The 23,628-nt window shown below is 71.1% G+C and carries 23 protein-coding genes, 2 tRNA genes, 1 pseudogene and 1 riboswitch; of the genes and pseudogenes, 16 read left to right on the top strand and 10 right to left on the bottom strand.

All coding sequences use genetic code 11. The features are described from left to right. Positions 1-8 precede the first annotated feature (8 nt). Positions 9-926, top strand: coding sequence for an NAD(P)/FAD-dependent oxidoreductase (locus SRB17_RS18090; RefSeq protein WP_153540028.1), 918 nt, complete (start codon positions 9-11; stop codon positions 924-926). A gap of 12 nt (positions 927-938) precedes the next feature. Here SRB17_RS18090 and SRB17_RS18085 read toward each other — a convergent pair whose 3' ends face one another. The 5 genes from SRB17_RS18085 to SRB17_RS18065 all read right to left on the bottom strand — a co-directional run bounded on the left by SRB17_RS18085 (position 939) and on the right by SRB17_RS18065 (position 6,853). Further along, on the bottom strand, positions 939-1,907 hold the full coding sequence (locus tag SRB17_RS18085; protein ID WP_153540026.1) for an aldo/keto reductase: 969 nt from the start codon (positions 1,905-1,907) through the stop codon (positions 939-941). After that, positions 1,907-3,517, bottom strand: coding sequence for an MFS transporter (locus SRB17_RS18080; RefSeq protein WP_153540024.1), 1,611 nt, complete (start codon positions 3,515-3,517; stop codon positions 1,907-1,909). The genes SRB17_RS18085 and SRB17_RS18080 overlap by 1 nt, the downstream gene beginning before the upstream one ends. After that, positions 3,514-4,197, bottom strand: coding sequence for a type 1 glutamine amidotransferase domain-containing protein (locus SRB17_RS18075; protein ID WP_153540022.1), 684 nt, complete (start codon positions 4,195-4,197; stop codon positions 3,514-3,516). The genes SRB17_RS18080 and SRB17_RS18075 overlap by 4 nt, the downstream gene beginning before the upstream one ends. 22 nt (positions 4,198-4,219) lie before the next feature. After that, positions 4,220-5,383, bottom strand: coding sequence for a ferritin-like domain-containing protein (locus SRB17_RS18070; protein WP_153540020.1), 1,164 nt, complete (start codon positions 5,381-5,383; stop codon positions 4,220-4,222). A gap of 72 nt (positions 5,384-5,455) precedes the next feature. Beyond that, a complete protein-coding gene (locus SRB17_RS18065; RefSeq protein ID WP_153540018.1) occupies positions 5,456-6,853 on the bottom strand; it encodes an MFS transporter in 1,398 nt (465 codons plus the stop codon). Positions 6,854-7,029: 176 nt separating this feature from the next. Between SRB17_RS18065 and SRB17_RS18060 the strand changes: the two genes are divergently transcribed. The 8 genes from SRB17_RS18060 to SRB17_RS18025 all read left to right on the top strand — a co-directional run bounded on the left by SRB17_RS18060 (position 7,030) and on the right by SRB17_RS18025 (position 13,518). Beyond that, positions 7,030-7,770: a DJ-1/PfpI family protein gene (locus tag SRB17_RS18060; RefSeq protein WP_153540016.1), complete on the top strand. Its 741-nt coding sequence runs from the start codon at positions 7,030-7,032 to the stop codon at positions 7,768-7,770. Further along, a complete protein-coding gene (locus tag SRB17_RS18055) occupies positions 7,767-8,546 on the top strand; it encodes an antibiotic biosynthesis monooxygenase (protein ID WP_153540014.1) in 780 nt (259 codons plus the stop codon). Before SRB17_RS18060 ends, SRB17_RS18055 begins: the two co-directional genes overlap by 4 nt. Positions 8,547-8,613: 67 nt before the next feature. After that, a complete protein-coding gene (gene mftG / locus SRB17_RS18050; protein ID WP_153540012.1) occupies positions 8,614-10,122 on the top strand; it encodes a mycofactocin system GMC family oxidoreductase MftG in 1,509 nt (502 codons plus the stop codon). 107 nt (positions 10,123-10,229) lie between these two features. Then, the gene (locus SRB17_RS18045) at positions 10,230-10,655 is read left to right on the top strand and encodes an ester cyclase (protein WP_194294052.1); all 426 of its coding nucleotides are present in this window, start codon (positions 10,230-10,232) and stop codon (positions 10,653-10,655) included. A 4-nt stretch (positions 10,656-10,659) separates the two neighbouring features. After that, positions 10,660-11,265: a DJ-1/PfpI family protein gene (locus tag SRB17_RS18040; protein ID WP_323375843.1), complete on the top strand. Its 606-nt coding sequence runs from the start codon at positions 10,660-10,662 to the stop codon at positions 11,263-11,265. 40 nt (positions 11,266-11,305) lie between these two features. Beyond that, positions 11,306-11,692 carry a nuclear transport factor 2 family protein gene (locus SRB17_RS18035; protein WP_153540008.1) on the top strand — a complete coding sequence of 129 codons (387 nt, stop codon included), beginning with the start codon at positions 11,306-11,308 and terminating at the stop codon, positions 11,690-11,692. A gap of 38 nt (positions 11,693-11,730) precedes the next feature. After that, on the top strand, positions 11,731-12,936 hold the full coding sequence (locus tag SRB17_RS18030; protein WP_153540006.1) for a low temperature requirement protein A: 1,206 nt from the start codon (positions 11,731-11,733) through the stop codon (positions 12,934-12,936). Between the two features lie 159 nt (positions 12,937-13,095). Then, positions 13,096-13,518, top strand: coding sequence for a hypothetical protein (locus SRB17_RS18025; RefSeq protein WP_153540004.1), 423 nt, complete (start codon positions 13,096-13,098; stop codon positions 13,516-13,518). Positions 13,519-13,991: 473 nt separating this feature from the next. Here the strand turns inward: SRB17_RS18025 and glgA are convergent, their stop codons facing one another. Beyond that, entirely contained in the window at positions 13,992-15,170 is a 1,179-nt protein-coding gene (gene glgA, locus SRB17_RS18020; RefSeq protein WP_323376036.1) for a glycogen synthase, read from the bottom strand. A gap of 251 nt (positions 15,171-15,421) precedes the next feature. Between glgA and SRB17_RS18015 the strand changes: the two genes are divergently transcribed. The 3 genes and pseudogenes from SRB17_RS18015 to SRB17_RS46375 form a co-directional block, all read left to right on the top strand. Next, a complete protein-coding gene (locus SRB17_RS18015; RefSeq protein ID WP_153540000.1) occupies positions 15,422-16,957 on the top strand; it encodes an amino acid permease in 1,536 nt (511 codons plus the stop codon). 99 nt (positions 16,958-17,056) lie between these two features. Then, positions 17,057-17,129: transfer RNA gene (locus tag SRB17_RS18010), tRNA-Lys, on the top strand. Between the two features lie 101 nt (positions 17,130-17,230). Beyond that, positions 17,231-17,472, top strand: a pseudogene (locus tag SRB17_RS46375) (hypothetical protein); the annotation flags it as partial. A gap of 96 nt (positions 17,473-17,568) precedes the next feature. On the opposite strand, the gene arsM reads toward SRB17_RS46375, so the two are convergent. Then, a complete protein-coding gene (arsM, locus tag SRB17_RS18000; protein ID WP_153539998.1) occupies positions 17,569-18,327 on the bottom strand; it encodes an arsenite methyltransferase in 759 nt (252 codons plus the stop codon). A gap of 106 nt (positions 18,328-18,433) precedes the next feature. On the opposite strand from arsM, the gene SRB17_RS17995 reads away from it, so the two are divergent. From SRB17_RS17995 to SRB17_RS17985, 3 genes are read left to right on the top strand one after another with little or no spacing between them, the layout of a single operon-like run. Further along, positions 18,434-18,811 (top strand): ArsR/SmtB family transcription factor, encoded by a 378-nt coding sequence (locus SRB17_RS17995; RefSeq protein WP_153539996.1) that lies wholly within the window; start codon positions 18,434-18,436, stop codon positions 18,809-18,811. Then, complete coding sequence (locus tag SRB17_RS17990) at positions 18,808-19,542, top strand: MIP/aquaporin family protein (protein WP_323375842.1); 735 nt, start codon at positions 18,808-18,810, stop codon at positions 19,540-19,542. The genes SRB17_RS17995 and SRB17_RS17990 overlap by 4 nt, the downstream gene beginning before the upstream one ends. A gap of 29 nt (positions 19,543-19,571) precedes the next feature. Beyond that, positions 19,572-20,015: an arsenate reductase ArsC gene (locus SRB17_RS17985; RefSeq protein ID WP_153539992.1), complete on the top strand. Its 444-nt coding sequence runs from the start codon at positions 19,572-19,574 to the stop codon at positions 20,013-20,015. A 527-nt stretch (positions 20,016-20,542) separates the two neighbouring features. Here SRB17_RS17985 and SRB17_RS17980 read toward each other — a convergent pair. After that, positions 20,543-21,175 (bottom strand): GTP cyclohydrolase II, encoded by a 633-nt coding sequence (locus SRB17_RS17980; RefSeq protein WP_153539990.1) that lies wholly within the window; start codon positions 21,173-21,175, stop codon positions 20,543-20,545. A 121-nt stretch (positions 21,176-21,296) separates the two neighbouring features. Beyond that, positions 21,297-21,800 (bottom strand): MarR family winged helix-turn-helix transcriptional regulator, encoded by a 504-nt coding sequence (locus SRB17_RS17975; RefSeq protein ID WP_153539988.1) that lies wholly within the window; start codon positions 21,798-21,800, stop codon positions 21,297-21,299. 71 nt (positions 21,801-21,871) lie between these two features. On the opposite strand from SRB17_RS17975, the gene SRB17_RS17970 reads away from it, so the two are divergent. Next, on the top strand, positions 21,872-23,005 hold the full coding sequence (locus SRB17_RS17970) for a dihydrofolate reductase family protein (protein WP_153539986.1): 1,134 nt from the start codon (positions 21,872-21,874) through the stop codon (positions 23,003-23,005). A gap of 81 nt (positions 23,006-23,086) precedes the next feature. Here SRB17_RS17970 and SRB17_RS17965 read toward each other — a convergent pair. After that, positions 23,087-23,160 (bottom strand) — tRNA-Met (locus SRB17_RS17965). Between the two features lie 299 nt (positions 23,161-23,459). Continuing rightward, a riboswitch (cyclic di-AMP (ydaO/yuaA leader) is annotated at positions 23,460-23,628 on the top strand.

Raw genomic sequence — 23,628 nt, 5'->3', positions numbered from 1 at the left:
ACGTACGCATGAGGCTCGTCGACACCATCGTCGTGGGGGGCGGCCCGGCCGGTCTCTCCGCGGCGCTCTACCTGGCCCGCTACAACCGTGAGGTCCTGGTCTTCGACACGGGCCACGGGCGCTCGACGCACCACCAGACCAACCACAACTACCTCGGTTTCCCCGAGGGCGTTCCGACCGTCGACCTGCGCAAGCTCGGCCGGGAGCAGCTCTCCCGGTACGCGGGCGTCCAGGTGCTGCACCACCTGATCACGCACGCCGAGGGCGATGCCGAGCGGGGCTTCACGGTCCGCTCCCAGGGGCACTCCTGGCGGGCCCGGGCGCTGGTGCTGGCCACCGGCGTCCTCGACCACTTCCCCCACTTCGAGGGCTGGGAGTCGTACGTCGGCCGGTCGATGTTCTGGTGCATCACCTGCGACGGCTACGAGAACCGGGGGCGGAGCATCCTGGTCGTCGGCCACACCGACGCGGCCGCCGGCGAGGCCATGCAGCTGCACAGCCTGACCGACCGGGTGCGGGTGCTGACCAACAGCGGCAGCGACGAGATCAGCCCGAAGTTCCGCCGCCGTCTGGAGAACGCCGGCATTCCGGTGGTGCACGACCGGATCGGGGAGGTCGAGGGCGCGGACGGCATGCTCTCCGCGGTGCTGACCCGCGAGGGCCGGCGGCTGGAGCTGGACGCTCTCTTCTCCATCCAGGGCGCCACACCCGAGACGACGCTGGCCCGGCAGCTGGGCGTCCGGCTCGCCCCCACCGGATACGTCCAGGTGGATTCCGAGCAGAAGACCAGCGTGCCGGGCGTCTACGCGGCCGGCGACCTCACCGCGCTGCACTCCCATCAGGTGACGGCTGCCGTCCACGAGGGGGCGCAGGCGGCGTCGGCCGCCAACTACTTCCTGCATCCGCCGGAGCTGAAGGCGGACTGAGCCGGGCGAGGGTCAGCGGCGGGCGCCCTGGATCTGGGCGGCCGCCTCGGCCAGGCGGGACAGGTCGTCCGCGGTCAGGGTGATGTCCGCGGCGGCCGTGTTCTGCTCCAGGTAGCTGATCCGCTTGGTGCCCGGGATGGGGACGAGGTCGGTGCCCTGGGCGTGCACCCAGGCCAGCGCGATCTGGCCGGGCAGCACGTCGTGGGCGGCGGCGATCTCCCGGATCACGTCGACGACCTTCTGGTTGGCGTCCAGGTTGTCCTGCGAGAACCGCGGCATGTTGCGGCGCATGTCGTTCGAGTCGAAGGTGTCCCGGCTGGTGACCGCACCGGTCAGGAAGCCCCGGCCGAGCGGCGAGAACGGGACCACGCCGATGCCCAGCCGGCGGGCCGTGGGCAGGACCTCCGCCTCGATGTCGCGGGTCCACAGCGAGTACTCGCTCTGCACGGCCGTGATCGGATGCACGGCGTGCGCGCGCTCGAGTTCGTCGGCGGACACCTCGGAGACCCCGATGTAGCGGACCTTGCCGGCCTGCACCAGCTCCGCCATCGTGCCGATGGACTCCTCGATGGGCGTCTTCGGGTCGACCCGGTGCAGGTAGTACAGGTCGACGTACTCGATGCCCAGGCGCTGGAGCGACTCGTCGATGCAGCGGCGGATGTAGTCCGGGTCGGCCTGCAGCACCATGCCCGTCCCGGGCCGCACGTCGACGATGCCGCACTTGGTGGCGAGGACCACGTCGTCCCGGCGCTCGCGCAGCGCGTAGCCGACCAGCTTCTCGTTGGCGCCGACGCCGTACAGGCCGGTCGCCCCGTACACGTTGGCCGTGTCGATCAGGGTCACGCCCAGATCGAGGGCCCGGTGGATGGTCCGGATCGACTCCTCGTCGTTGCCGACTCCGTACGACTGGCTCATGCCCATGCAGCCGAGTCCCTGTGCGGAGACCTGCAGACCCTGGCTGCCCAGAGCGACCTGACGCATCAGTGTTTCCCTTCGTGGTGGTGGAACCAGTGGCTGAGCCGGCGGCCCACGGCGTGGCCGCCCGTCAGCAGGTAGAACGCGTGCGCGAGCCCGGTCCGCCGGCCGTGCCGTACCCACAGGAAGTGGTGGTGGGGCCGGCTGTCGTGCGGGTTCGGAAGTGCATAGACCAGGACGAACGACACCAGCGTAAGCGCCGCCATGAGCAACAGGGCTGATTGATAGGCGACTTGGTAACGGCTTGACGCTGTGGCCGCGCCCGGGCGGGCGCCGAGGACGGCGAAGACCGTACCGATTCCGGCCACCCCGAGGGCCTGGCCGATCTGGAACGCGGTGGTCAGCGCGCCCGAGGCGGAGCCCTTGTCGGAGGGGCGGATGCCGGTCAGCACGACACCGATCAGCGGGGACATCGTCAGGCCCTGGGCCGTGCCGATCAGCAGCAGCGGCAGGGCCAGCTCACCCGCCGACATACCGGAGCCGGCACCGCGCACGGTGGCCCACGCGGCGATCAGGCCGCCGAGCAGCAGGACGTGCCCGAGCACCAGCACGGACCGGCCGAGCCGCGGCACGAGCCGGGGCACCAGCAGGGAGGAGACGAAGAACGCGACGCCGACGGGGGCGAACGCGAGGCCCGCCTGCAGCGGGTCGAGGCCGAGTCCGACCTGGAAGGTCAGCGAGGTGTACACGGCGAGGCCGACGATGGTGATGAAGTACAGGACGCCGATCGCGATGCCCACGCTGAACGCCCGCTGCCGGAACAGGGAGGGGCGCAGCAGAGGGGTGCGGCCGGTGCGGTCCAGGTGCTGCTCGTAGCGGACGAAGAGGGTGAACGCGGGGAGGGCTGCGGCGAACATCGCCCAGGTCCACCAGGCCCAGCCCGCGCCCGGGCCGACGAGCAGCGGCAGGACGAGCAGGAGCAGGGCGCCGCCGAGCAGACCGGTGCCGGCGAGGTCGATGTGCGGGCGGCCGGCGGGCCGGTCCGGTGCCATGACCCGGCGGCCGGTGAGCAGCGCGGCGGCGCCGAGCGGGACCAGCACCAGGAAGGCCGGGCGCCAGGCCAGCCCGGCCAGGTCCAGCTGGATCAGCGCGCCGCCGACGAGCTGGCCGACGACGATGGCGACACCGATGGTGGCGCCGAACAGGCCGAGCGCGAAGTTGCGTTCGGCGCCCTCGAAGGTGTCCTGGATGATCGACAGGATCTGCGGGTAGATCAGCGCGGCGCCGAAGCCCTGCACCAGGCGGGCGCCGATCAGCACGGGTGCGTTCGGCGCGAGGCCGCTGACCAGCACGGCGGCGGTGAACAGGACGAGCCCGCCGAGCAGCACCCGGCGGCGGCCCAGCACATCCCCGAGCCGCCCTCCTGTGATCAGGAAGACGGCGTACACCAGCCCGTATCCGGCGACGACGAACTGCACGGCGCCGAAGCCGACGTGCAGGGTCTGCTGCAGGGACGGCATCGCGAGGTTGGCGATGGAGACTCCGCCGACGACCAGGAAGGTGCAGGTGAGTCCGACGGCGAGGACGAACCAGCGGGCGCGGCCTGCGGGTGCGGTGACAGGCGGCGCGTACGGATCGGCCGCCCCGACCGTCTCCCCGGTCGTCGGTGCCGTCATGACGACGCCAGGGCCAGGACCGTCGCCATGGCTGTGTCCGTGGCCGAGGCCGGGTTCTGCCCCGTGACCAGGCGGCCGTCGGTCACCGCGTGGGCGGCGAACGGGGCGGCGCTCTCGTGCTTGCCGCCCAGCTCCTCCAGGGCGGTCTGGAGCGCGAAGGGCACGACGTCGGTGAGGCCCACCGCGGCCTCCTCGGCGTTGCTGAACCCGGTCAGCCGCTTGCCCTCGACCAGCGGGCGGCCGTCGGAGAGCCGCACCCCGACCAGCGCCGCAGGGCCGTGGCACAGGGCCGCGACCACGCCGCCCGCCTCGTAGACGTCCCGGGCGAGCGCGGCCAGGGTCCCGTTGCCGGGGAAGTCCCACATGGTGCCGTGGCCGCCGGCGAAGAAGACCGCCTCGTATGCGGCCGGGTCCACGTCCTCGGGGCGGAGCGTGTCCGCCAGCTTCGCGCTCATCTCCGGGTCCTCGAGGAAGGCCTTCTGGACGCTGTCGTTCAGGTCGACGCCGGAGGCCGGGGGCCGGCCGCCGCGCACCGAGGCGAGGTCGACGCGGTGGCCGGCATCGGTGAACACCTTCCAGGGGTGGGCGACTTCGGGCAGGTAGTAGCCGGTGGCGCGGCCGGTGTCGCCCAGCTCCGCGTGGCTGGTGAGGACGATGAGGACCGTTTTCGTACGGGACATGGTCAGTCTCCTGCGGGGGGCTTCAGGCCTGGGCGGCGGCGAGGTTGCGGAAGCGGGGGCCGTAGAAGACGGGCCGGTTCAGGTCGGTGTAGGTGTTCAGGAAGCCGAACTCGGCCGGGTACAGGCGCGGCAGGTCGTCGATGACGGACTGCGGGATCTGCCGGCGCATGAAGGTGAAGCAGGAGAAGACCCGGAACTTCACCATGTGGTGGACGGCCTCGCCGAAGGTCGGCCACTGGGTGGCCGTCGGCCCGTTCCACAGCTCGTCGAGGTGGACCATCATGCCCGTGTACGTCTCGTCGAACTGGAGGAGTTCCTTCTCGGCCTCGGCCCCGTCGGGGTCGGCCGCGAGGATCTTGGCGTAGCCGTCGGACGGCACGGCGAGCGTGTTGACCACGTCCGGCCAGTCGATCCTGCTGCCCTGGAAGTGCACGGCCTCGGTCTCCGGGCTCAGCTCCAGCGCCGGCTCGGGCGTGCGGTACTCCCGCCCGTACCAGAGTTCCGCGAACTTCCCGTAGTGCGACTCCTCGTGCTGGAAGGCCGCGCCTGCCTGGATGGTGCCGCCGGTCGCGCCCTCGCCCTGCTCCAGGATCTCGGTGATCCCCTCCAGGAGCTGGTCGACCGGGTCGACGCCCGGGGTCGGCACGATGGTCTTGAAGCCGATGTTGTCGCCGACCTGGTTGGCGATGCCGCCGCCCTTGACCGCCGCGCGCAGCTCCTCGGCGTTGTCGGTGATCGCGTCCTTGATCTGCGTGTAGAGCTTGCCGATGGTCGGGAAGCTCTCGTGGCTGTACTCCTCCGGCAACAGGAACAGCGGCGACTCCAGGCGCATGAAGTTCCGCAGCTGGGGCTTGGACAGCGAGGCCAGGCCGATGTGCAGGTCGGGCTCGACCCCGCCGGGCAGGCCGTGGGAGGGGAAGCGCGGGTCCAGGTCCTTGATCCGCGGGCGGCCGCCGATCGAGGCGAGCATGTTGGCGGCGATGGCCATGTGGACCATCTCCTCCATCAGCACGCTGCGGATGGTGTTGTAGCTGGTGTAGTTCTGCACTTCGAGGGAGAGCATGGCCGAGGTGTAGATCGGCAGGGTGGAGTGCTCCAGCGCGATCGCGGTCTGGAGCGCCTCGCGGATCCAGCCGACGGATCGCCGGACCGGAGCCTGTGCGGTCTCCTGCTGGGCGGTGGTCATCGCGGTGTTCCTTTCGGTTGCGGGAGGTACGTCGGCGGGATCCGCCCGGGTCAGGGACATCCCCGAAGGGGGTCAGCTCTCGGCCTCCTGGCCGCGGGCGCGGCCGAGCAGGGCGAGGACGATCACGAGCGCCGCAGCCGCGAACACGACGACGCCGAGGCCGATGCGGTGCATGGAGACCAAGGTGCCGAGCACGGCGACACCGAGCGCGGAGCCGGCCTGCCGGGACGCGTTGAGCGCGCCCTGGGCGGTCGCGGCGTACTCGACGGGCGCGGCCATCGCCATGTCGGCGGTGGAGGCGGGGATCGCGGTGGTGGAGCCGAGCGCCAGCATCAGCTGGGCGGCGATGAGCAGCACGAACGGGGTGTGGGTGCCGGAGAAGGCGAGGATCACTCCGGAGAGCACCCCGCAGGCCAGGCCGAACAGGATCAGCGGGCGGGTGCCGATGCGGGCCACCAGTCGGCCCGTGAACAGCGGGAGCACCGCCAGCGGCACGGTCATGGGCAGGAAGGCGAGGCCGGTCTGCAGCGCGCTGAGAGAGCGCTCGTTCACCATCCACTGGGTCATCGCGTACAGCAGACCGTAGAAGACGAAGGAGGCGGCCGAGCCGGCGATCATGTCGGCCTGCACCCGGGCCCGGACCAGGAGCGCGGGCGGCAGCGCCGGGTACGGCGCCTTCCGCTCGACGAGGGCGAGGGCGAGGAAGGCGACGGCGGCGACGATCACGGCGATCACCGGCCCGGGCTCGCCCCAGCCGGAGGTGCCGCCCTCGACCAGACCGAAGGTGAGCGCGCCGAGCCCGGCGATGGACAGCACGAGACCGGCCGCGTCGATCGGCCGGTGCGGGCGCTCGCCGTCGGCGGCGAAGCCGCGTGCCGCCAGCCAGGTGACCAGCGCGATGGGCGGGTTGACCAGGAAGACCAGCTGCCAGCCGCCGAGCGCGACCAGGCCGCCGCCGAGCACCGGCCCGGAGACCAGGCCGAGCGAGCTGACCGCGGCCCAGGCGCCGACGGCACGCGAGCGCTTGGCCGGGTCGGGGTAGAGCCCGGACAGCAGCGCGAGCGAGGCCGGCACCAGGCCCGCGGCGGCGACGCCGAGCAGGGCACGGCCGGCGATGAGCAGTCCGGCCGAGCCGGCCAGGGCGCACAGGAGGGACACGACGCCGAACGCGAGCAGCGAGCCGCGGTAGACCCGGCGCGGGCCGAGGCGGTCCGCGAACGAGCCGGACGCCAGCATCAGACCGGCGAAGACGACCGTGTAGGCGTCGACGGTCCAGGCCAGGGCGCCGGTGGAGGCGTGCAGGCTGTGCTGGAGGTCGGGCAGGGCGACGTTCAGAATGGACGCGTCCATCAGGACGAGGAAGTTGCCCACCGCGATACCGAGGAACCGGCCGGCGGTGCGCGACTTCGCCGCTTGCTTCGCGTTCCCGGCGCCAGCAGCGGAACTGACGTCGACGCTCTCGGTAGTCATACCCGGCAGGGTTGTGCACGGGCGTGTGCGCGCCCAACTCTTTCCCCGAGACTTCCTGACCTCGGCGACTTCTTGAAGTGATGCGAAGTTCAGAAAGTCGTACCGCTTGATGCGGGACGGCGATTTCCCCGCTGTTAGCTTCCCGGTACTCGCCGAAATTCCAGGAGGCTTCAGAAATGGCCGAGATCAAAACCGTGGCCGTTCTCGGTTACGAGAGCTGCAGCGAGCAGGACACCATCACCCCGCTCGAGATCTTCAAGGGCACCGCGATGGTGCTCGCCCACCAGATCGCGCCCTGGCCGCTGGCCGAGGAGCCCCGCGAACTCGACGTGAAGTTCGTGTCGGTCGACGAGGGCAACGTCGTCATGCAGATGGGCACCCAGGTCGTGCCGGACGCGGTCCTGGAGGACGGGCAGCTCTTCGACATCCTCTACGTCCCCGGCGGCGTCGGCTCCGGAAAGATGACCCAGGACGGACGCGTCCTCGACGCGATCCGCCACCACCACGTCAACGGCAGGATCGTCGCGGGCAACTGCTCCGGCATCGGCATCCTCTCCCGCTCCGGCATCCTCGGCGACACCCCGGTGACCCTGGTCGCCGCGATCGCCCGCGGCCTGCGCGCGGAGGGCACCAACGTCCCCTCGCCGCGCCGGATGTGGCTGCACGACGCCGACAAGAAGATCTGGACCACCACCGGTTCGTACGGGGTCAACGGCTCCACCGTCGCGCTGGTCGCCCACTACTTCGGCAAGGAGGTCGGCACCATCGTCTCGATGATGTTCGACACCTACGGCGGCATCGGCGAGCAGATCTTCGAGCAGGCGGGCCCAGAGTTCTACCAGCACCCCGAACTCGAGGACAAGTTCACGGACTTCTTCGAGCCCATGCTGCTGCCGGGCCGGGGCGGTCAGGCATGATCACGGTGACCGCCCGCCAGGTCGTCAAGGCGGGAAAGGAGGCAGAGGTCGAGGTTCTGATGGCCGGCCTCACCGCCAAGATCCGCGCGAACGAGCCGGGCTGTGTGGGCTTCGACTACCTGAAGCCGGAAGAGGGCGGCAACAGCCGTCTCGTGGTCGAGCGTTACCGCGACGACGCGGCGCTGGAATTCCACAGGTCGACGGACTATCTCCGGGACTTCATTCCGAACCTGCTGGAATGCCTGGAGGAATTCCCCGAGGTGCACGTCTACCGTGACGTCACCCCGGGCCCGGACCTGCCCGACTCCTTCTTCCACGTCGGCATCGTGGTGCCCGACCTGGAAGCCGCCATCGCCCGCTACTCCGAGGTGTTCGGCATCGAGTTCACCGAGCCCGCCACCTTCAAGGTGCCGCGCCTGGAGGACCCCGACCCGCACCCCTTCGAGCTGGTGTGCGCGTTCTCCAAGACGGGGGCGCCGTACTACGAGCTGATCCAGGCCGACGGCGACGGCATCGTCTCGGCGAAGAACGCCGGCCAGATCCTCTACTACGGGGTCTGGGAGGACGACATGGCGGGCCGGCTCGAACTGCTGAAGAAGCAGGGCGTCGGCATCGACGCGGCCTTCCGCAAGGACGCCGGCTCCACCCCGTTCGCAGTGATCACGGCGCCCGACCTGATGGGCGCGCGCATCGAGTACGTGGACACCGGCGACCGCGGCCCCATCGACGAATGGGTGCGCACCGGCATCTACCCCGGCGGCCTGGAATCCGAGTAGCCCGCCGCGAAGCCCCGGGACGCGACCCGGGCGCAACTCATCAGTGGACCCGGAAGGGAACTGTTCCATGCGTTACGACCACATAGTCGTCGGTGCCGGATCCTCCGGTGCCGTCCTCGCGGGCAGGCTCACGGAGAACCCGGCCGTGAACGTGCTGCTCCTGGAGGCCGGGCCCGACTGGGCCGACAACTCCGACATCCCCGCGGACCTGACCAACGCGCGGACCGTGTCCGTGGAGGAGCACGACTGGGGCTACTCGGCCGAGGCCGTGCCGGGACGTTCGCTGACGTACGCCCGGGGCAAGGTGGCCGGCGGCTGCTCGGCCGTCAACGGCGCCATCGCGCTGCGCGGCATCCCGGCGGACTACGACGAGTGGGCCCAGCTGGGCAACGACTCGTGGTCGTGGCGCGAACTCCTTCCGTACTTCCGCCGGATCGAGGACGACCAGGACTTCGACGGCCCGTTCCACGGCAAGGGCGGCCCCACCCCGATCGTCCGGCACACCCGGGACCAGCTGGTCCCGTTCCAGGCGGCCTACCTGGAGGCCTGCCTCGACATGGGCTTCGGCTACGTCGAGGACCACAACGACCCGGAGTCCACCGGTGTCGGCATGATCCCCATGAACCGCCGCGGCGACCTGCGGATCTCCACCGCGATCGCCTACCTCACCGAGGCCCGCGGGCGGAAGAACCTCACCATCCGCTCGGGCGCCACCGTGCACCGGGTCCTCTTCGAGGGCACCAGGGCGGTCGGCGTCGAGGTGGAGACCGGTGGCCGGCTGGAGAAGGTCTACGCCGACCACGTCACCCTCTCCGCGGGCGCCCTCAACTCGCCCGCGATCCTGCTGCGTTCGGGCGTCGGTCCGAAGGAGCAGCTGCGCGCCCTCGGCATCGAGGTGGTCCTCGACCAGCCGTACGTGGGCGAGAACCTGATCGAGCACCAGCAGATCACGGTGGGCCTGCTGCCCAAGGAGGGCGTCACCGACCCGGACGACCCCGACGTCCAGGTCCTGGTCCGGTACACCAATCCGGGCTCGCAGAACTTCAACGACATGCAGATGTACTTCGTCAGCCGCTACGTCGAGGTCACGCACCGCCCGATCAGCGTGATGAGCGTGCTGCAGAAGCCGGAGTGCCGCGGCCGGGTCTCGCTCTCCAGCGCCGACCCCACCGTCCAGCCGGACATCTTCCTCAACTCCTACGGCACCGACGCCGACCGGCGGATCGCCCTCGACGGCGTCCGGCAGGCCTGGGACATCGCCAACTCCAAGCAGATCCGCGACCTCTCCAGCGGCCTGTCCGAGAAGCTGACGCAGCGCCAGGTGAACGACGACGCCCTGCTGCTGCAGTACATCCGGGAGAACTCCGCCACCCTGTGGCACCCGGTCGGCACCGTGAAGATGGGCCCGAGCAGCGACGAGAGCGCGGTCGTGGACCAGCGGCTGCGGGTGCACGGCATCGAGAACCTGAGTGTGGTCGACGCCTCCGTGATGCCCACGCACGTCAGCGCCAACCCCAACCTGACCTGTTACGTCATCGGCGAGCGTGCCGCCGAGTGGTTCCTCGCGGACGCCTGAGCGGACGTCTGGGAGCACACCTGAGCCACCCGGCCCGGGGGTCCGGACCGCCGGCACAGTCCCGAGCGGTCCGGACCCGCTGACCCATGAAGCCAAAGGAGTTGACCATGGCCGAACTTTCCGACGAGGGCTCCAAGCTCGTCCGGACGTACTACGAGCAGTTCCTGACCGCTCCCGGCGATCTGAGGATCGCGGACGAGATCCTCGCCCCCGACGTGGTGTTCGACAACCCGATCTCCCCGGACGGCATCCACGGCCTGCCGGCGTACAAGGAGTTCGCGCTGCGCTGGTACGGCGGATTCCCGGACCGCGTCTTCACCATCGACGAGCTGCTGGAACAGGAGGACAAGGTCGCCGCGTCCTTCACCATCACCGGCACCCACCGCGGTGTGTTCATGGGCGCCGCCCCCACCGGTGAGCGCATCACGGTCCGCGGCATGAACATCTTCCGGATCGAGGAGGGGCGCATCAAGGAGGTCCACGCCTTCTTCGACCCGCGTCAGCTGCTCGGCCCGCTCGGCCTGGGAGCGTGAACCGGTGCCGGAGCCCAAGGGCCGGATCGCGGTCCTGATCGAGGAGCACTTCGACCCGTCGGAGTTCCGCGACTTCAACGCGTACTTTCCCACGCAGGGCTACGCCGTCGACTACGTCTCCCACCTGTGGGGCCAGCCCTCGCTGACCTTCGGCAGCAACCCCGACCACGGGTACGTCGAGGAGCACGTCACCGTCACCATCGAGGTGGGCTCGCTGGACCTGGCCGACTACGCGGGCGTGGTCCTGATCGGCGCGTACGCCATGGACCGGCTGCGCTACCAGGTCGAGGTGGCGGGCCCCGGCAGCCGCAACAAGGCGCCCGCCGTGGAGTTCCTGCGCGCCGCGATGGCCGCGCCGGGCTTCAAGGTGGGCACCATCTGCCACTCGCTGTGGCTGCTGTGCGCCGACCGCGCCCTGCTGCAGGGCCGCAGGGTGACCTGCGCCCACAACATCGTCTGCGACGTGGAGAACGCCGGCGCCGAGATCGTCTACGCGGGCAACGGCACCGCGGACCTGGTGATCGACGGCGACCTGATCACGGCCAAGCACCCACAGGTGACCCGGGAGTTCATGGCCGCCTTCGTCCGCGAGATCGAGGCGGCCGCCTGACCCCGGGCACACCACCCATCCCTACGTACGGAGAAGTGTCATGCCACAGCAGCAGCAGATCCGCGCCGCCGTCGAGGGGTACGCGGAGAGTTTCGCGAAGCAGGACCGGGAGCGGTTCGCCGCCCTGCTCGCCGAGGAGGTGGTCCAGTACGAGCCGGTCGGCGGGCCCGTCAACCGGGGCCGGGCCGCAGTGACCGCGTTCTTCGACGGCGTCTTCGAGGTGATCGACCGCGTGGAGTTCCGCGTCACCGACCTCGTGATCAGCGGGGACGAGGCCGCGTTCTCCTTCCACATCACCGCCCACAAGAAGGACGGCGGGGTCGTGGAGGACCGCGGCATCGACACCTTCCGGGTCCGCGACGACGGCCTGATCACCGAGATCAAGGGGTACCACGACGACGCCCACACCCAGGTCGCCGAGGGCTGATCGGCGTGCGGGGGGCACTGGGTGCACCGGAGGCGGGCATGGCGCGCGGCACGTACACCGGCAAGGTGCGCCTGCACCGGGGGCGGGTGCGGCTCAGGGTGCCCGAGGAGGGGCACCACCGGGCCGCCTCGCCCCTGGAGCTGTTCTTCGACCTGGTCTTCGTGGTGGCCGTCGCGGAGCTGACCCAGGTTCTGCTGCACGCCCCGACCTGGGCGGGTGTGCTGCGCTTCGGGGCGCTGTTCGTCCCGATGTGGTGGACCTGGGTCTGCTACACCTTCTACGCCGACCGCTTCGACAACGACGACCGGATCTACCGGCTCATCATGATCATCGCGATGATGTCGGTTCTCTCGGTGTCGGTGGCCGTGCCGCAGGCCTTCTCGGGCACCGCCGGGGCGAAACGCTTCGCCCTCGGCTACTTCGTCGTACGCCTGATCCTGCTCGGCCTGTACCTGCGGGCCCACTACCACGTGCCCCGCGCCCGGACCCTGACTCGGCGCTACCTCCAGGGGTACGGGCTCGGTGCCGCCGTGTGGGGAGCGTCGGCCCTGCTGCCGGCGCCCTCCTGCTACGCGCTGTGGACCGTGGGCCTGCTGGCCGAGCTGCTGACTCCGATCCTGTCCGCCTCGGCGGTCGCGCGGGTGCCGTTCAACGCCTCGCACATCCCGGAGCGGTTCGGCCTGTTCACCATCATCGTGCTCGGAGAGGTCGTCGCCCTCAACGCGATCGGCATCGCCGCCAGCGGGCTGCGGCCCGAGACGCTGGCCGTGGTGGCGGGCTCCTTCCTGATCGCCGCCTGCCAGTGGTGGCTGGTCTTCGACCACGTCGACGCCTCACCGCTGCGCAAGTGGCGGCTGACCGGCCAGGCGTACGTCTACGGCCACCTGTTCGTGCACGGCGGCATCACCGTGACCGGCGTCGGCGGGCTGCTCGCCGCACAGGCGGCCAACGCCACCGGGCACGGCCACGGCCACGTGGCCCTGGCCGGCGGTCCGGTGCTGTGCTTCGGCATGGCCGCGTTCCTGCTCGGGGTGGGCGGCATCCACCTGCTCAACGTGGGCCTGCGGGGGGACCTGCGGGCCTGGTCACGGCTCGGCCTGGCGGCGACGTTCGCGCTCCTCGGCGTGGCAGGCGACGATCTGCCCGTACTGCTCCTGGAGGGCGCGCTGGTGGTCGGTCTGTCCTGCCAGATCCTGATCGAGACCCGGGCCCCTGAGGTCCCCCACACCCTGCACAGCACCTGAGACCGGGCGGGTTCGGCGGCCTGAGCACTCCGGTGAGTCCGGTGACACCCAGGACCCCCGGCTCGCCCCCGGACCGCCGAGACCCCCGCCCCCGGACGTGCCGGCCGGCGCCACCAGGGTGAGGGCGAGCAGTACGGCGCGGTCGACCGGGCCGGCCTGGTGGCCCCGGAGAGAGCCACCAGCGCACGGGAGTTCATCGGCACCGCGATGCGCGGCCCCTCCGTGGCGCTCTGGTCCCCGCGCCGCGTCCACGGCGCCACGGCGCCCGCTTTCACGCGGCACGCCCCGGCCACCACGGCGGCACCGACCACGAGCGCCGCCCCGCTCCAGCGGGGCGAGCAGCGCGGTGCGGTCGACCGGGCCGGCCTGGTGGCCCCGGAGAGCGTCACCAGCTCGGTCGGCCCACGGGAGTGCATCGGCGCCGCGATGCGCGGCCCTTCCGTGGCGCTCTGGTCCCCGCGCCGCGTCCACGGCGCCACGGCGCCCGCTTTCACGCGGCACGCCCCGACCACCACGGCGGCACCGACCACGAGCGCCGCCCGACTCCAGCCGAACACGCCCAGCACGAGCCGCTGCCCGTAGGCGCGGCCGGCCCCTGGTCGAGACCCCGCCGACCTGCACCCCGCCGGCCGTCAGGAGGGCGAGCCCGGCCGGCGACGACGGCAAGGCCGCAGCCCACGGGCAGCAGCCGGGTGGCCCGTACGGCACTGGGGGCCACCAGAGGGCGTACCCGAAGGGACTGCCGTGCGCCCCGGCGAACTGGCGCGCGGGCCCCGGGGCGAGCAGCGCCCCGTCCACCATGGGCACCCCGAACGACACCACCCCGACGGCGGCGACGGTCTCGCCCACACGCCCCTCCCCGCTGAACCGGCCCCCGTCCGCGCCGAGCAGGGACGGCCCGGCGAGGATGCCGACGGCCGTCTCGACAGGACCGGGGGCCTCCCCGCGCACGCGCCGGCCGGGCCGCGCCGTACGTCGGGAACAGCGGCCCGGAGAGCCGGGCGGGAAGGACGCGGCCGGATCCGGAGAGCCGGTGAAGGCTGCGGCACCGCTCGCTAGGCCAGGACCTCGCGGTAGACGTCCAGCACCCGCTCGGCCGCCGCCCGCCAGGAGAAGCGGTCCCGGGCCCGCGCCAGCCCGGCCTCGCCCATCGCACGGGCCCGTTCCGGCTGGGTGAGCAACTGGTTCACGGCCGCGGCGAAGTCGGAGGCGAAGCGCTGGGGATCCAGCGGGGTGCCCGTGCCGTCCTGCTCCTGCTCCACCGGCACCAGCAGTCCGGTCACCCCGTCGTCCACCACCTCGGGGATCCCCCCGGTGGCGGTGGCCACCACGGCCGTACCGCAGGCCATCGCCTCCAGGTTGACGATGCCCATCGGCTCGTACAGCGAAGGGCAGACGAACACCGTGGCATGGGTGAGCAGTTGACGCAGCGTGGCCACGTCCAGCATGCCGTCGATGCGGACGACACCCGCCCGGTTCCGGTGCAGTTCGTCGACCAGCGCGGCCGTCTCCGCCGCGATCTCGGGGGTGTCCGGCCGGCCGCAGCACAGCACCAGCTGCGCCGCCGGATCCAGCTCGAAGGCGGCCCGCAGCAGATGGGGCAGCCCCTTCTGCCGGGTCACCCGCCCCACGAACAGCACGATCGGCCGGTCCGGATCGATGCCGTACCGCTCCAGCGCTGCCGTGCCCGCATCGGGCCGGTGCACCTCGGTGTCGATGCCGTTGTGCACGACGTGCACCCGCTCCGGATCGACGTCCGGATAGACGCGCAGCACGTCCTCGCGCATGCCGTGCGACACGGCGATCACCGCGTCCGCCGTGGTGACGGCGGTGCGTTCCACCAGCGAGGAGAGCCGGTAGCCGCCGCCCAGCTGCTCCGCCTTCCAGGGCCGCAGGGGCTCCAGGCTGTGCGTGGTCACCACGTGCGGGATGCCGTACAGCGTCCGGGCCAGCTGGCCCGCGGAGTTGGCGTACCAGGTGTGGCTGTGCACCAGGTCCGCGCCCTCGCATCCGGCTCCCATCTCGACGTTCGTGGCGAGGGTGCGCAGCGCGGGATTGGCGCCGTCCGTCAGACGCGGCTCCCGGTACGCGGACACCCCCGGCTCCGGGCGCGGTTCGCCGAAGCAGTGCACCCGCAGGTCCACCAGGGTGCGCAGGTGCCGGGCCAGTTCTGTCACGTGCACGCCGGCGCCGCCGTAGACGGCGGGCGGGAATTCCTTGGTGAGCAGATCCACGCGTGTGTTCATCCGTACTTCCTGACGTCTACGGCCGCGAGCGGCGGTTTTCGTGCATGCCGAGGTCCGGCCCCGGTGCGGGAGGCGGGGGGCGGGGTGCGCTGAGCGGCATGTCTGTGCCCGGTCTGACCAGGGAGTCCGCGACCCCGCGGCGGCGGGACGGGAGAGCGGGAACCGCGGACCCCGAATCCACGCTAGGACGCGAGGCTTGTGACGCATATCACCGGGCATGGGAGGGAATTGCTGGGTCCATGACAGATGAAGCAAGAGCGGGCAGCGGAACGAACCGTCTGCCGGACGGCGGCCTGCCGTCCGACGAGGAGCGGCTGGCCCAACTCGGCTACACCCAGGTCCTGGCCCGCAGGATGTCGGCGTTCTCGAACTACGCCGTCTCCTTCACGATCATCTCGGTGCTGTCCGGCTGCCTGACCCTCTACCTCTTCGGCATGACCACCGGCGGGCCCGCGGTGATCACCTGGGGCTGGGTGGCGGTGGGCCTGATGACACTGTTCGTCGGCCTGTCCATGGCCGAGATCTGCTCGGCGTACCCCACCTCGGCGGGCCTGTACTTCTGGGCGCACCGCCTGGCACCCGCGCGCTCGGCGGCGGCCTGGGCCTGGTTCACGGGCTGGTTCAACGTGCTCGGCCAGGTCGCGGTGACCGCGGGCATCGACTTCGGCGCGGCCGCCTTCCTCGGCGCGTACCTGAACCTCCAGTTCGACTTCGTGGTGACCCCGGGCCGCACGGTCCTCCTGTTCGCGGCGATCCTGATCCTCCACGGCCTGCTGAACACCTTCGGCGTGCGGATCGTCGCGTTCCTGAACGACGTGAGCGTGTGGTGGCACGTGCTGGGCGTGGCGGTGATCGTCGGCACGCTCGCCCTCGTCCCCGACCACCACCAGTCGGCTACGTTCGTGTTCACGAAGTTCGTCAACGAGACGGGCTGGGGCAGCGGTACGTACGTCGTCCTCCTGGGCCTCCTCATGGCCCAGTACACCTTCACCGGCTACGACGCCTCCGCCCACATGACCGAGGAGACCCACGACGCCTCCACGGCCGGCCCGAAGGGCATCGTCCGCTCGATCTGGACCTCCTGGATCGCCGGCTTCGTGCTCCTGCTCGGCTTCACGTTCGCGATCCAGTCGTACGACAGGGAACTGACGTCGCCGACGGGCGCGCCCCCGGCCCAGATCCTCCTGGACGCGCTGGGAGCGACGACGGGCAAGCTGCTGCTCCTGGTCGTGATCGGTGCCCAGCTCTTCTGCGGCATGGCGTCGGTCACCGCCAACAGCCGTATGATCTACGCCTTTTCACGCGACGGCGCGCTGCCCTTCTCCCACGTCTGGCACACGGTCAGCCCGCGCACCCGCACCCCCGTGGCCGCGGTCTGGCTGGCCGCGCTGGCCGCCCTGGCCCTCGGCCTGCCCTACCTGATCAACTCGACGGCGTACGCGGCGGTGACCTCGATCGCCGTCATCGGCCTCTACATCGCGTACGTCGTCCCGACCTACCTGCGGGTCCGCAGGGGCGCCGCCTTCGAACGCGGCCCCTGGCACCTGGGCCGCTGGTCCGTCCCGATCGGCGTCGTCTCCGTGACCTGGGTGGTCGTGATCACGATCCTCTTCATGCTCCCGCAGGTCTCCCCGGTCACCTGGAAGACCTTCAACTACGCCCCCGTCGCCGTACTGGTCGTCCTCGGCTTCGCCGCGACCTGGTGGCTGGCCTCGGCCCGCCACTGGTTCCTCAGCACGGACCGCACCCCGGCCCCGAACCCGGTCGAAAAGTGACCATCCGGTTCCTTGCTCCCCTCCCGACGCGGCCGGGTCACCGATACCCGATCGGAGACACGGCCTCGTCCGGCTATGCTCGGACAGGCAACATCGCCCGGGCCCTTAGCTCAATTGGCAGAGCAGTGGACTTTTAATCCATTGGTTGTGGGTTCGAGTCCCACAGGGCCTACGGTGCGCAGGCGGGCTACATGCCCTCTGACCTGCTGCGAAGCGCCCCGACCGACTCTGACTGGTCGGGGCGCTCCGTCTCCTTGGTCGCGTGCGTGAGCGATGCGTGAGCGGACGGGCCGGGGACGCCCCACGTGTGTCCAGGGTGCCAACCGGATCGTCCTCCTTCAGCGCAGCCGGAACGCCAAGTTCGCCCGCTTCCTTACCGTCGTCTTCGCCGCCCATGAATGGACAGGCGAGCCCGAGAACCGCGAACCGCGGAGGCACGCCCGGATGCTGACGCCATCCCGGGGGAGTTCGTGGACACCACCGGCAGTGCCCTGCACCGGTCCGCGCCGAACGGTCCGTCTTCGCGGTGCCGGCGTACCTCAACCGCCGAGCGGCCCGTGCCGCACCGTCGGCTCATCCGGACCGTCCCTCACGCTCGCCCGAGCGATGCGTCAGCGGGTCTGCCGTGGCTTGGTGGCCCGGACGATCGCCGAGTGCATGCCGTCCGCGACCGCGTGCGTCGGGGTGATCTCGATGCCGGTGAAGCCGGCGGCTTCCAGGCCGGCGCGGTACTCGGCGAAGGACAGCGCCCCGGCGATGCAACCGACGTAGTCACCGCGCTCGGCACGCTGTTCAGGTGCGAGCGTGTCGTCGGCGACGACGTCCGAGACGCCGATACGGCCGCCGGGCCTGAGGACGCGGTAGGTCTCGGCGAAGACGGCGGGCTTGTCGACGGACAGGTTGATCACGCAGTTGGAGATGACCACGTCGATGGTGTTCGCGGGCAGCGGGATGGACTCGATGGTGCCCTTGAGGAACTCGACGTTCGTCGCGCCCGCCTTCTCGGCGTTGGCGAGGGCCAGGGCGAGCATCTCCTCGGTCATGTCCAGTCCGTACGCCTTGCCGGTCGGGCCGACACGGCGAGCGGAGAGCAGGACGTCGATGCCGCCGCCGGAGCCGAGGTCGAGGACGCGTTCGCCCTCGTGGAGTTCGGCGACGGCGGTGGGGTTGCCGCAGCCGAGGGAGGCGGCGACGGCCTCGGCGGGAAGGGCGTCGCGCTCGTCGGCGGCGTAGAGGGTGGAACCGAAGTTCTCGTCGACCTCGACGGGCTGGGGGCCACAGCAGGCGGTGCCGCCTGCGGTGACCTGCACGGCTGCGGCGGCGTAGCGCCGGCGGACGGTTTCGCGAAGGTCGGTGTACTGCTCGCTCATGACTTCACTCCTGGGTGACGGGGCATGGCGGTGCCCCGGAACGGCTTGTATTGACGTTCGTTGATGCAACCTTGCGCCGTGAATCGAAAAACGTCAACATAGAGGCATGTCGAAACAAGAGCTTGAGGTGATCGGCCAGGACCCGGCCGGCGCCTGCTGCGAGGGACTCGCGTCCGCGCCGCTGGAGGATGAGAGGGCGGCGGAGCTGGCGAAGGTGTTCAAGGCCCTCGGGGACCCGGTCCGACTGCGGCTGCTGTCGATGATCGCCTCACGGGAGGGCGGCGAGGTGTGCGTGTGCGAGATGACACCGGCCTTCGACCTGTCCCAGCCGACGATCTCCCACCACCTCAAGCTCCTGCGCCAGGCCGGTCTCATCGACTGCGAGCGGCGCGGGACATGGGTCTACTACTGGGTGCTGCCCGGCGTCCTCGACCAGCTCGCCGCATTCCTCACCACGCCCAGGACCGCCGGAGCCACCGCGTGACCGCGTCCCTGGGCCGACGGCTCGCCGCCGAAGCCCTCGGAACCGGGCTGCTGGTCGCGGTCGTCGTCGGCTCCGGCATCCAGGCCACCGAGCTGTCGCACGACGTGGGCGTGCAGCTCCTCGCCAACTCCCTCGCCACGGTTCTCGGCCTCGGCGTCCTGATCCTGCTCTTCGGGCCGGTCTCCGGCGGGCACTTCAACCCCGTCGTCACCCTCACCGCCTGGTTCACCGGCCGCCGTGACGCCGACGGCCTCACCCTGGGGGAGGTGGCCGCGTACCTGCCCGCCCAGATCGTCGGGGGGATCGGCGGGGCCGTCCTCGCCGACGCCATGTTCGGCAGGCCGTTGGCCGAGTGGTCCACGCACGACCGGTCCACCCCGCACCTGTGGCTCGGTGAGGTGGTCGCCACGGCCGGACTGATCCTGCTGATCTTCGGCCTCGGCCGCATCGGCCGCACATCCCTGGCGCCGGTGGCCGTGGCCTCGTACATCGGGTCCGCCTACTGGTTCACCTCCTCCACCTCGTTCGCGAACCCGGCAGTGACCATCGGCCGGGCCTTCACCGACACCTTCGCCGGAATCGCCCCCGCCTCCGTCGTGCCGTTCATCGCCGCACAGCTGGCCGGAGCCGCGCTCGGCCTGGGCGCCGTCGTCGCCGTGTACGGCCGTCCTGCCCCTGCCAGTGGCGAGGTCGTCGTCCCCCACGGCGAACCCGAGCCCGCCTCCTCCTGACCGTCTCTCCGCCCGCAAGGACACCCGCCATGAGCTCCGCCGCCCCGCGCCCCTCCGTGCTGTTCGTCTGCGTGCACAACGCCGGCCGCTCCCAGATGGGCGCCGCCTTCCTCACCCGCCTCGGCGGCGACCGGGTCGAGGTCCGCTCGGCCGGTTCCGCCCCCGCCGACGCGGTCAACCCCGCCGTCGTCGAGGCCATGGCGGAGGTGGGCGTCGACATCTCCGCCGAGACACCGAAGGTCCTGACCACCGAGGCGGTGCGGTCCTCGGACGTGGTCATCACGATGGGCTGCGGTGACGCCTGCCCGGTCTTCCCCGGCAAGCGTTACCTGGACTGGCAGCTGGACGACCCCGCCGGGCAGGGGGTCGAGGCGGTCCGCCCGATCCGGGACGCCGTCGAACACCGGGTACGCGCCCTGCTCACGGACCTCGGCATCCCGCCGCACCCCCTGACGGCCGGAACCCGTCCGTAGCGCCGCTCGCCGCGAAGAACACCGCGCCGAGCATCACCGCCCGGCTGAGCGCGTCGGGTCGGTACGGCCGCGCGGTGGGTGGTGCTGGGCGCGTCGGGCCCGTACCCGCCCGGCTTCCGCACCACGTACGCCGTGGCGGCGCCCCCCTGGCCCCGCGCCCCCCTTGCCCCGCGGCCGTACCGGCCCCTTGGCCCCGCGGCTGTACCGGCCCCTTGGCCCCGCGGCTGTATCGGCCCCCTGGCTTCGCGGCCGTACCGGCCCCCTGGCTTCGCGGCTGTACCGGCCCCCTGGCTTCGCGGCCGTACCGGCCCCTGGCCCCGCCAGTCGTACCGCCGCCCCCTGGCCCCGCCAGTCGTATCGGCCCCCCGGCCCCCGCGGTCATACCGGCCCTCCCGCTCCCGGGCCGTCGGCACGTGCGGTGATCGGCGGATTCGTTTCACGTGGCGCACGCGAACCCGCAGCTCAGGCGGACCGAGGAAGCCGGAAGGGTGGAACGGGTCTGCCGATCACCCGGCTGTCCACCGGGCTCAGCCCACGTTCAGTTCGGCCAGGGACAGGGTGTGGCGGGTGTGGACGACCTTCGCACGCAGGTAGCGGACGTTGTGGGCCGTGGTGAAGACACCGGTCGGCACCCGGTCCCGGACCACGACGCCCAGGGCGCGCAGCTGCTCGGCCTTGTCGGGGTTGTTGGACAGCAGGTCCAGCTCCCCGATGCCGAGGGCGGCGAGCATCTGCGCGGCGGCCGTGTAGTCGCGGGCGTCCTCCGGCAGGCCGAGCGCGGCGTTCGCCTCGTAGGTGTCGAGGCCCTGGTCCTGGAGGGCGTACGCGTCCAGCTTGTTGTAGAGACCGATGCCGCGGCCCTCCTGGCGGAGGTAGAGCAGGACGCCCCCGGTGGCGGCGATGCGCTCGACCGCCTCGCGCAGCTGGGGTCCGCAGTCGCAGCGTGCCGAACCGAAGACGTCGCCGGTCAGGCACTCGGAGTGCAGACGCACCAGCGGGACGGTGCCGGGGGCCGGGTCGCCGAGGACGACGGCGACGTGCTCCTGACCGTCGGCGAGGCCGTGGAAGGTGACGAGGTCGGCGTCGACGCTGTAGCCGTCGTGGAAGCGCAGCGGTACCCGGACGCGGGCGCGCGGCGTGGCGGCGGGGGTGTCGGGCATGCGGATCCCTCCGGAGGCTGTTGCTTCATATTTGAAGCAGCGGTACACAGGGAAGGACCCTACCTCGTGCTTCAAAGTTAAAGCAATCAGATTCAAGGCGATCAGATTTCCCGGCTCGCGATCACGAACAGGACGACCGGCGCCGCCAGGGCACGTCCTCCGCCCCGGCCTCGTCGCCCTGCAGCCCGCGCGCGATCCCCGTGCAGATCTCCGCCAGCTGCCCCACCTGCTCCGGCGTGAGCCGGTCGAACAGGGTGGCGCGCACGGTCTCGACATGCCCGGGCGCCGTACGCTCCAGCACGGCCATCCCCTCGTCCGTCAGCACGGCGATGCTGCTCCGCTTGTCCCAGCGGCACTCCTCCCGGCGCACCAGCCCGTCCCGCTCGAGCCGGGTCACCGCGTACGTCAGCCTGCTGCGCGTGATCTTCAGCGTCTCGGCGAGGTCGGTCATCCGCAGTCGCCGGTCGGGCGCCTCGGAGAGGTTGGCCAGCACGGAGTAGAACAGGTGTGGCATGCCGGCGTCCTGCTGGAGCTGTCGGTCGATCGCGTCCTCCAGGAGGTGCGTCGCGGCGAGATACGCGCGCCAGGCGCGCTGCTCCTCGGGGCTGAGCCAGCGGGTCGTCATGCCGCCAGTGTAAGTTTGATTCAAACTTGAACCAAGCCTCGCTCCGCAGACCTCGCAGGGAGACCGCGCCGATGTCGTACCCGTACGTGCTGCTGTCCGCCGCCGTCTCCCTCGACGGCTACCTGGACGACACCGGCCCCGACCGGCTCCTGCTGTCCAGCCCGGCCGACTTCGACCGGGTCGACGCGGTACGGGCCTCCGTCGACGCCATCCTGATCGGCGCCGGCACGATCCGCGCCGACAACCCGCGGCTGCTGGTCAACTCCGCCGAGCGGCGCGCGGCCCGGGTCCGGGCGGGCCGGCCGGAGTACCCGCTGAAGGTGACCGTCACCGCCACCGGCGACCTCGACCCCGACGCCAACTTCTGGCACACCGGTGGCGACAGGCTCGTCTACACGACCGACGAGGGCGCCGAGCGGGCGGTCCGGCGCGTCGGTGACGCCGCCGACATCGTCCCGATGGGTCCCGACCTCGACTGGCGCGCCCTGCTGTCCCACCTGCACGACGTGCGCGGGGTCGAGCGGCTGATGGTCGAGGGCGGCGGCACGGTCCACACCCAGCTGCTGCAACTGGGCCTCGCCGATGAACTCCAGCTGGTCCTCGCGCCGCTGTTCGTGGGCGACCCGGCCGCGCCGCGCCTGTTCGGGCCGGGCGGCTACCAGGGCGGCCGGCTGCGGCTGACCGAGACCCGCCGTATCGAGGACGTGGTCCTCATGCGCTACGAACCCACCGCCCCCGGCGCGGGTGCGGTCGCCACCGCCGCGGACCGTCACTGGCTGCGCACCGCCTGTGAACTCGCCGCGCTGTGTCCGCCCTCGGAGACGGCGTTCAGTGTCGGGGCGGTGGTGGTCGCCGCCGACGGTACGGAGCTGGCCCGGGGGCATTCGCGGGAGGGCGACGATCCCGTGGTCCACGCGGAGGAGGCCGCGCTCGCCAAGGTCGACCCGGCGGACCCCCGGCTGGCCGGCGCCACGGTGTACAGCAGCCTGGAGCCCTGCGCCCGGCGCGCATCGCGGCCGGCGCCCTGTGCCGAGCTGATCCTTCGGGCAGGGGTGCGCAGGGTGGTCACCGCATGGCAGGAGCCGGACACGTTCGTGGCCGGGGCCGACGGGACGGGGGTTCTGGTCAAGGGGGGCGCCGAGGTGGCCGTCCTGCCCGAGCTGGAGGGACCCGCCAAGGCGCCGAACGCCCACTTGCTGGGCTGAGCCCGCCTGCCCGTCCGCCACTCGGCTTCCCAAAACACTCAGGGCCTGGAATCCATTGGATTCCAGGCCCTGAGCCTTCAGTAGCGGGGACAGGATTTGAACCTGCGACCTCTGGGTTATGAGCCCAGCGAGCTACCGAGCTGCTCCACCCCGCGTCGTTGTGACTCCAGAGTACCCCATGCTCAGGGCTGCATGCACACGGCTTCCCCGGGGTGCCTGATCACTTTCACCCACAGTGACCGGACGACCGCCCTCCGCATAACATCTGAGGCACCATCAAAAACACCGACACTACTGAACGGCGGCCAACTCGCCCGGTTTGCCGTACTCATGACTGGTAAGTCCGGGCCGGAAAAGGTTAATGATCAAGCCGAACGGCTTGGAAAGTGACTCCCAGGTCTATTAACGTTCGATAACGCAGCGCGGTCGTCCCAGCCGTCACAAGAGGCGGCTCCGTGCGCACGCGCCGAATCCCGCAAGGGAACCGGGGAACCACCACCTTGGGGTGAATCACGCGGATGCTGTCGTGAACTCGCAGAGTCCACGTCCCGTATACGCGCGTAGGAGACCTTCCTGCTCCGAACCCGTCAGCTAACCCGGTAGGCGGAGGAAGGAAAGGAGTA

The sequence above is a fragment of the Streptomyces sp. RB17 genome (genome assembly GCF_009604455.1).
Lineage (GTDB): Bacteria > Actinomycetota > Actinomycetes > Streptomycetales > Streptomycetaceae > Streptomyces.
Note: the sequence above shows the minus strand (reverse complement) of the source record. Positions and strands in the feature narration are given on the sequence as shown.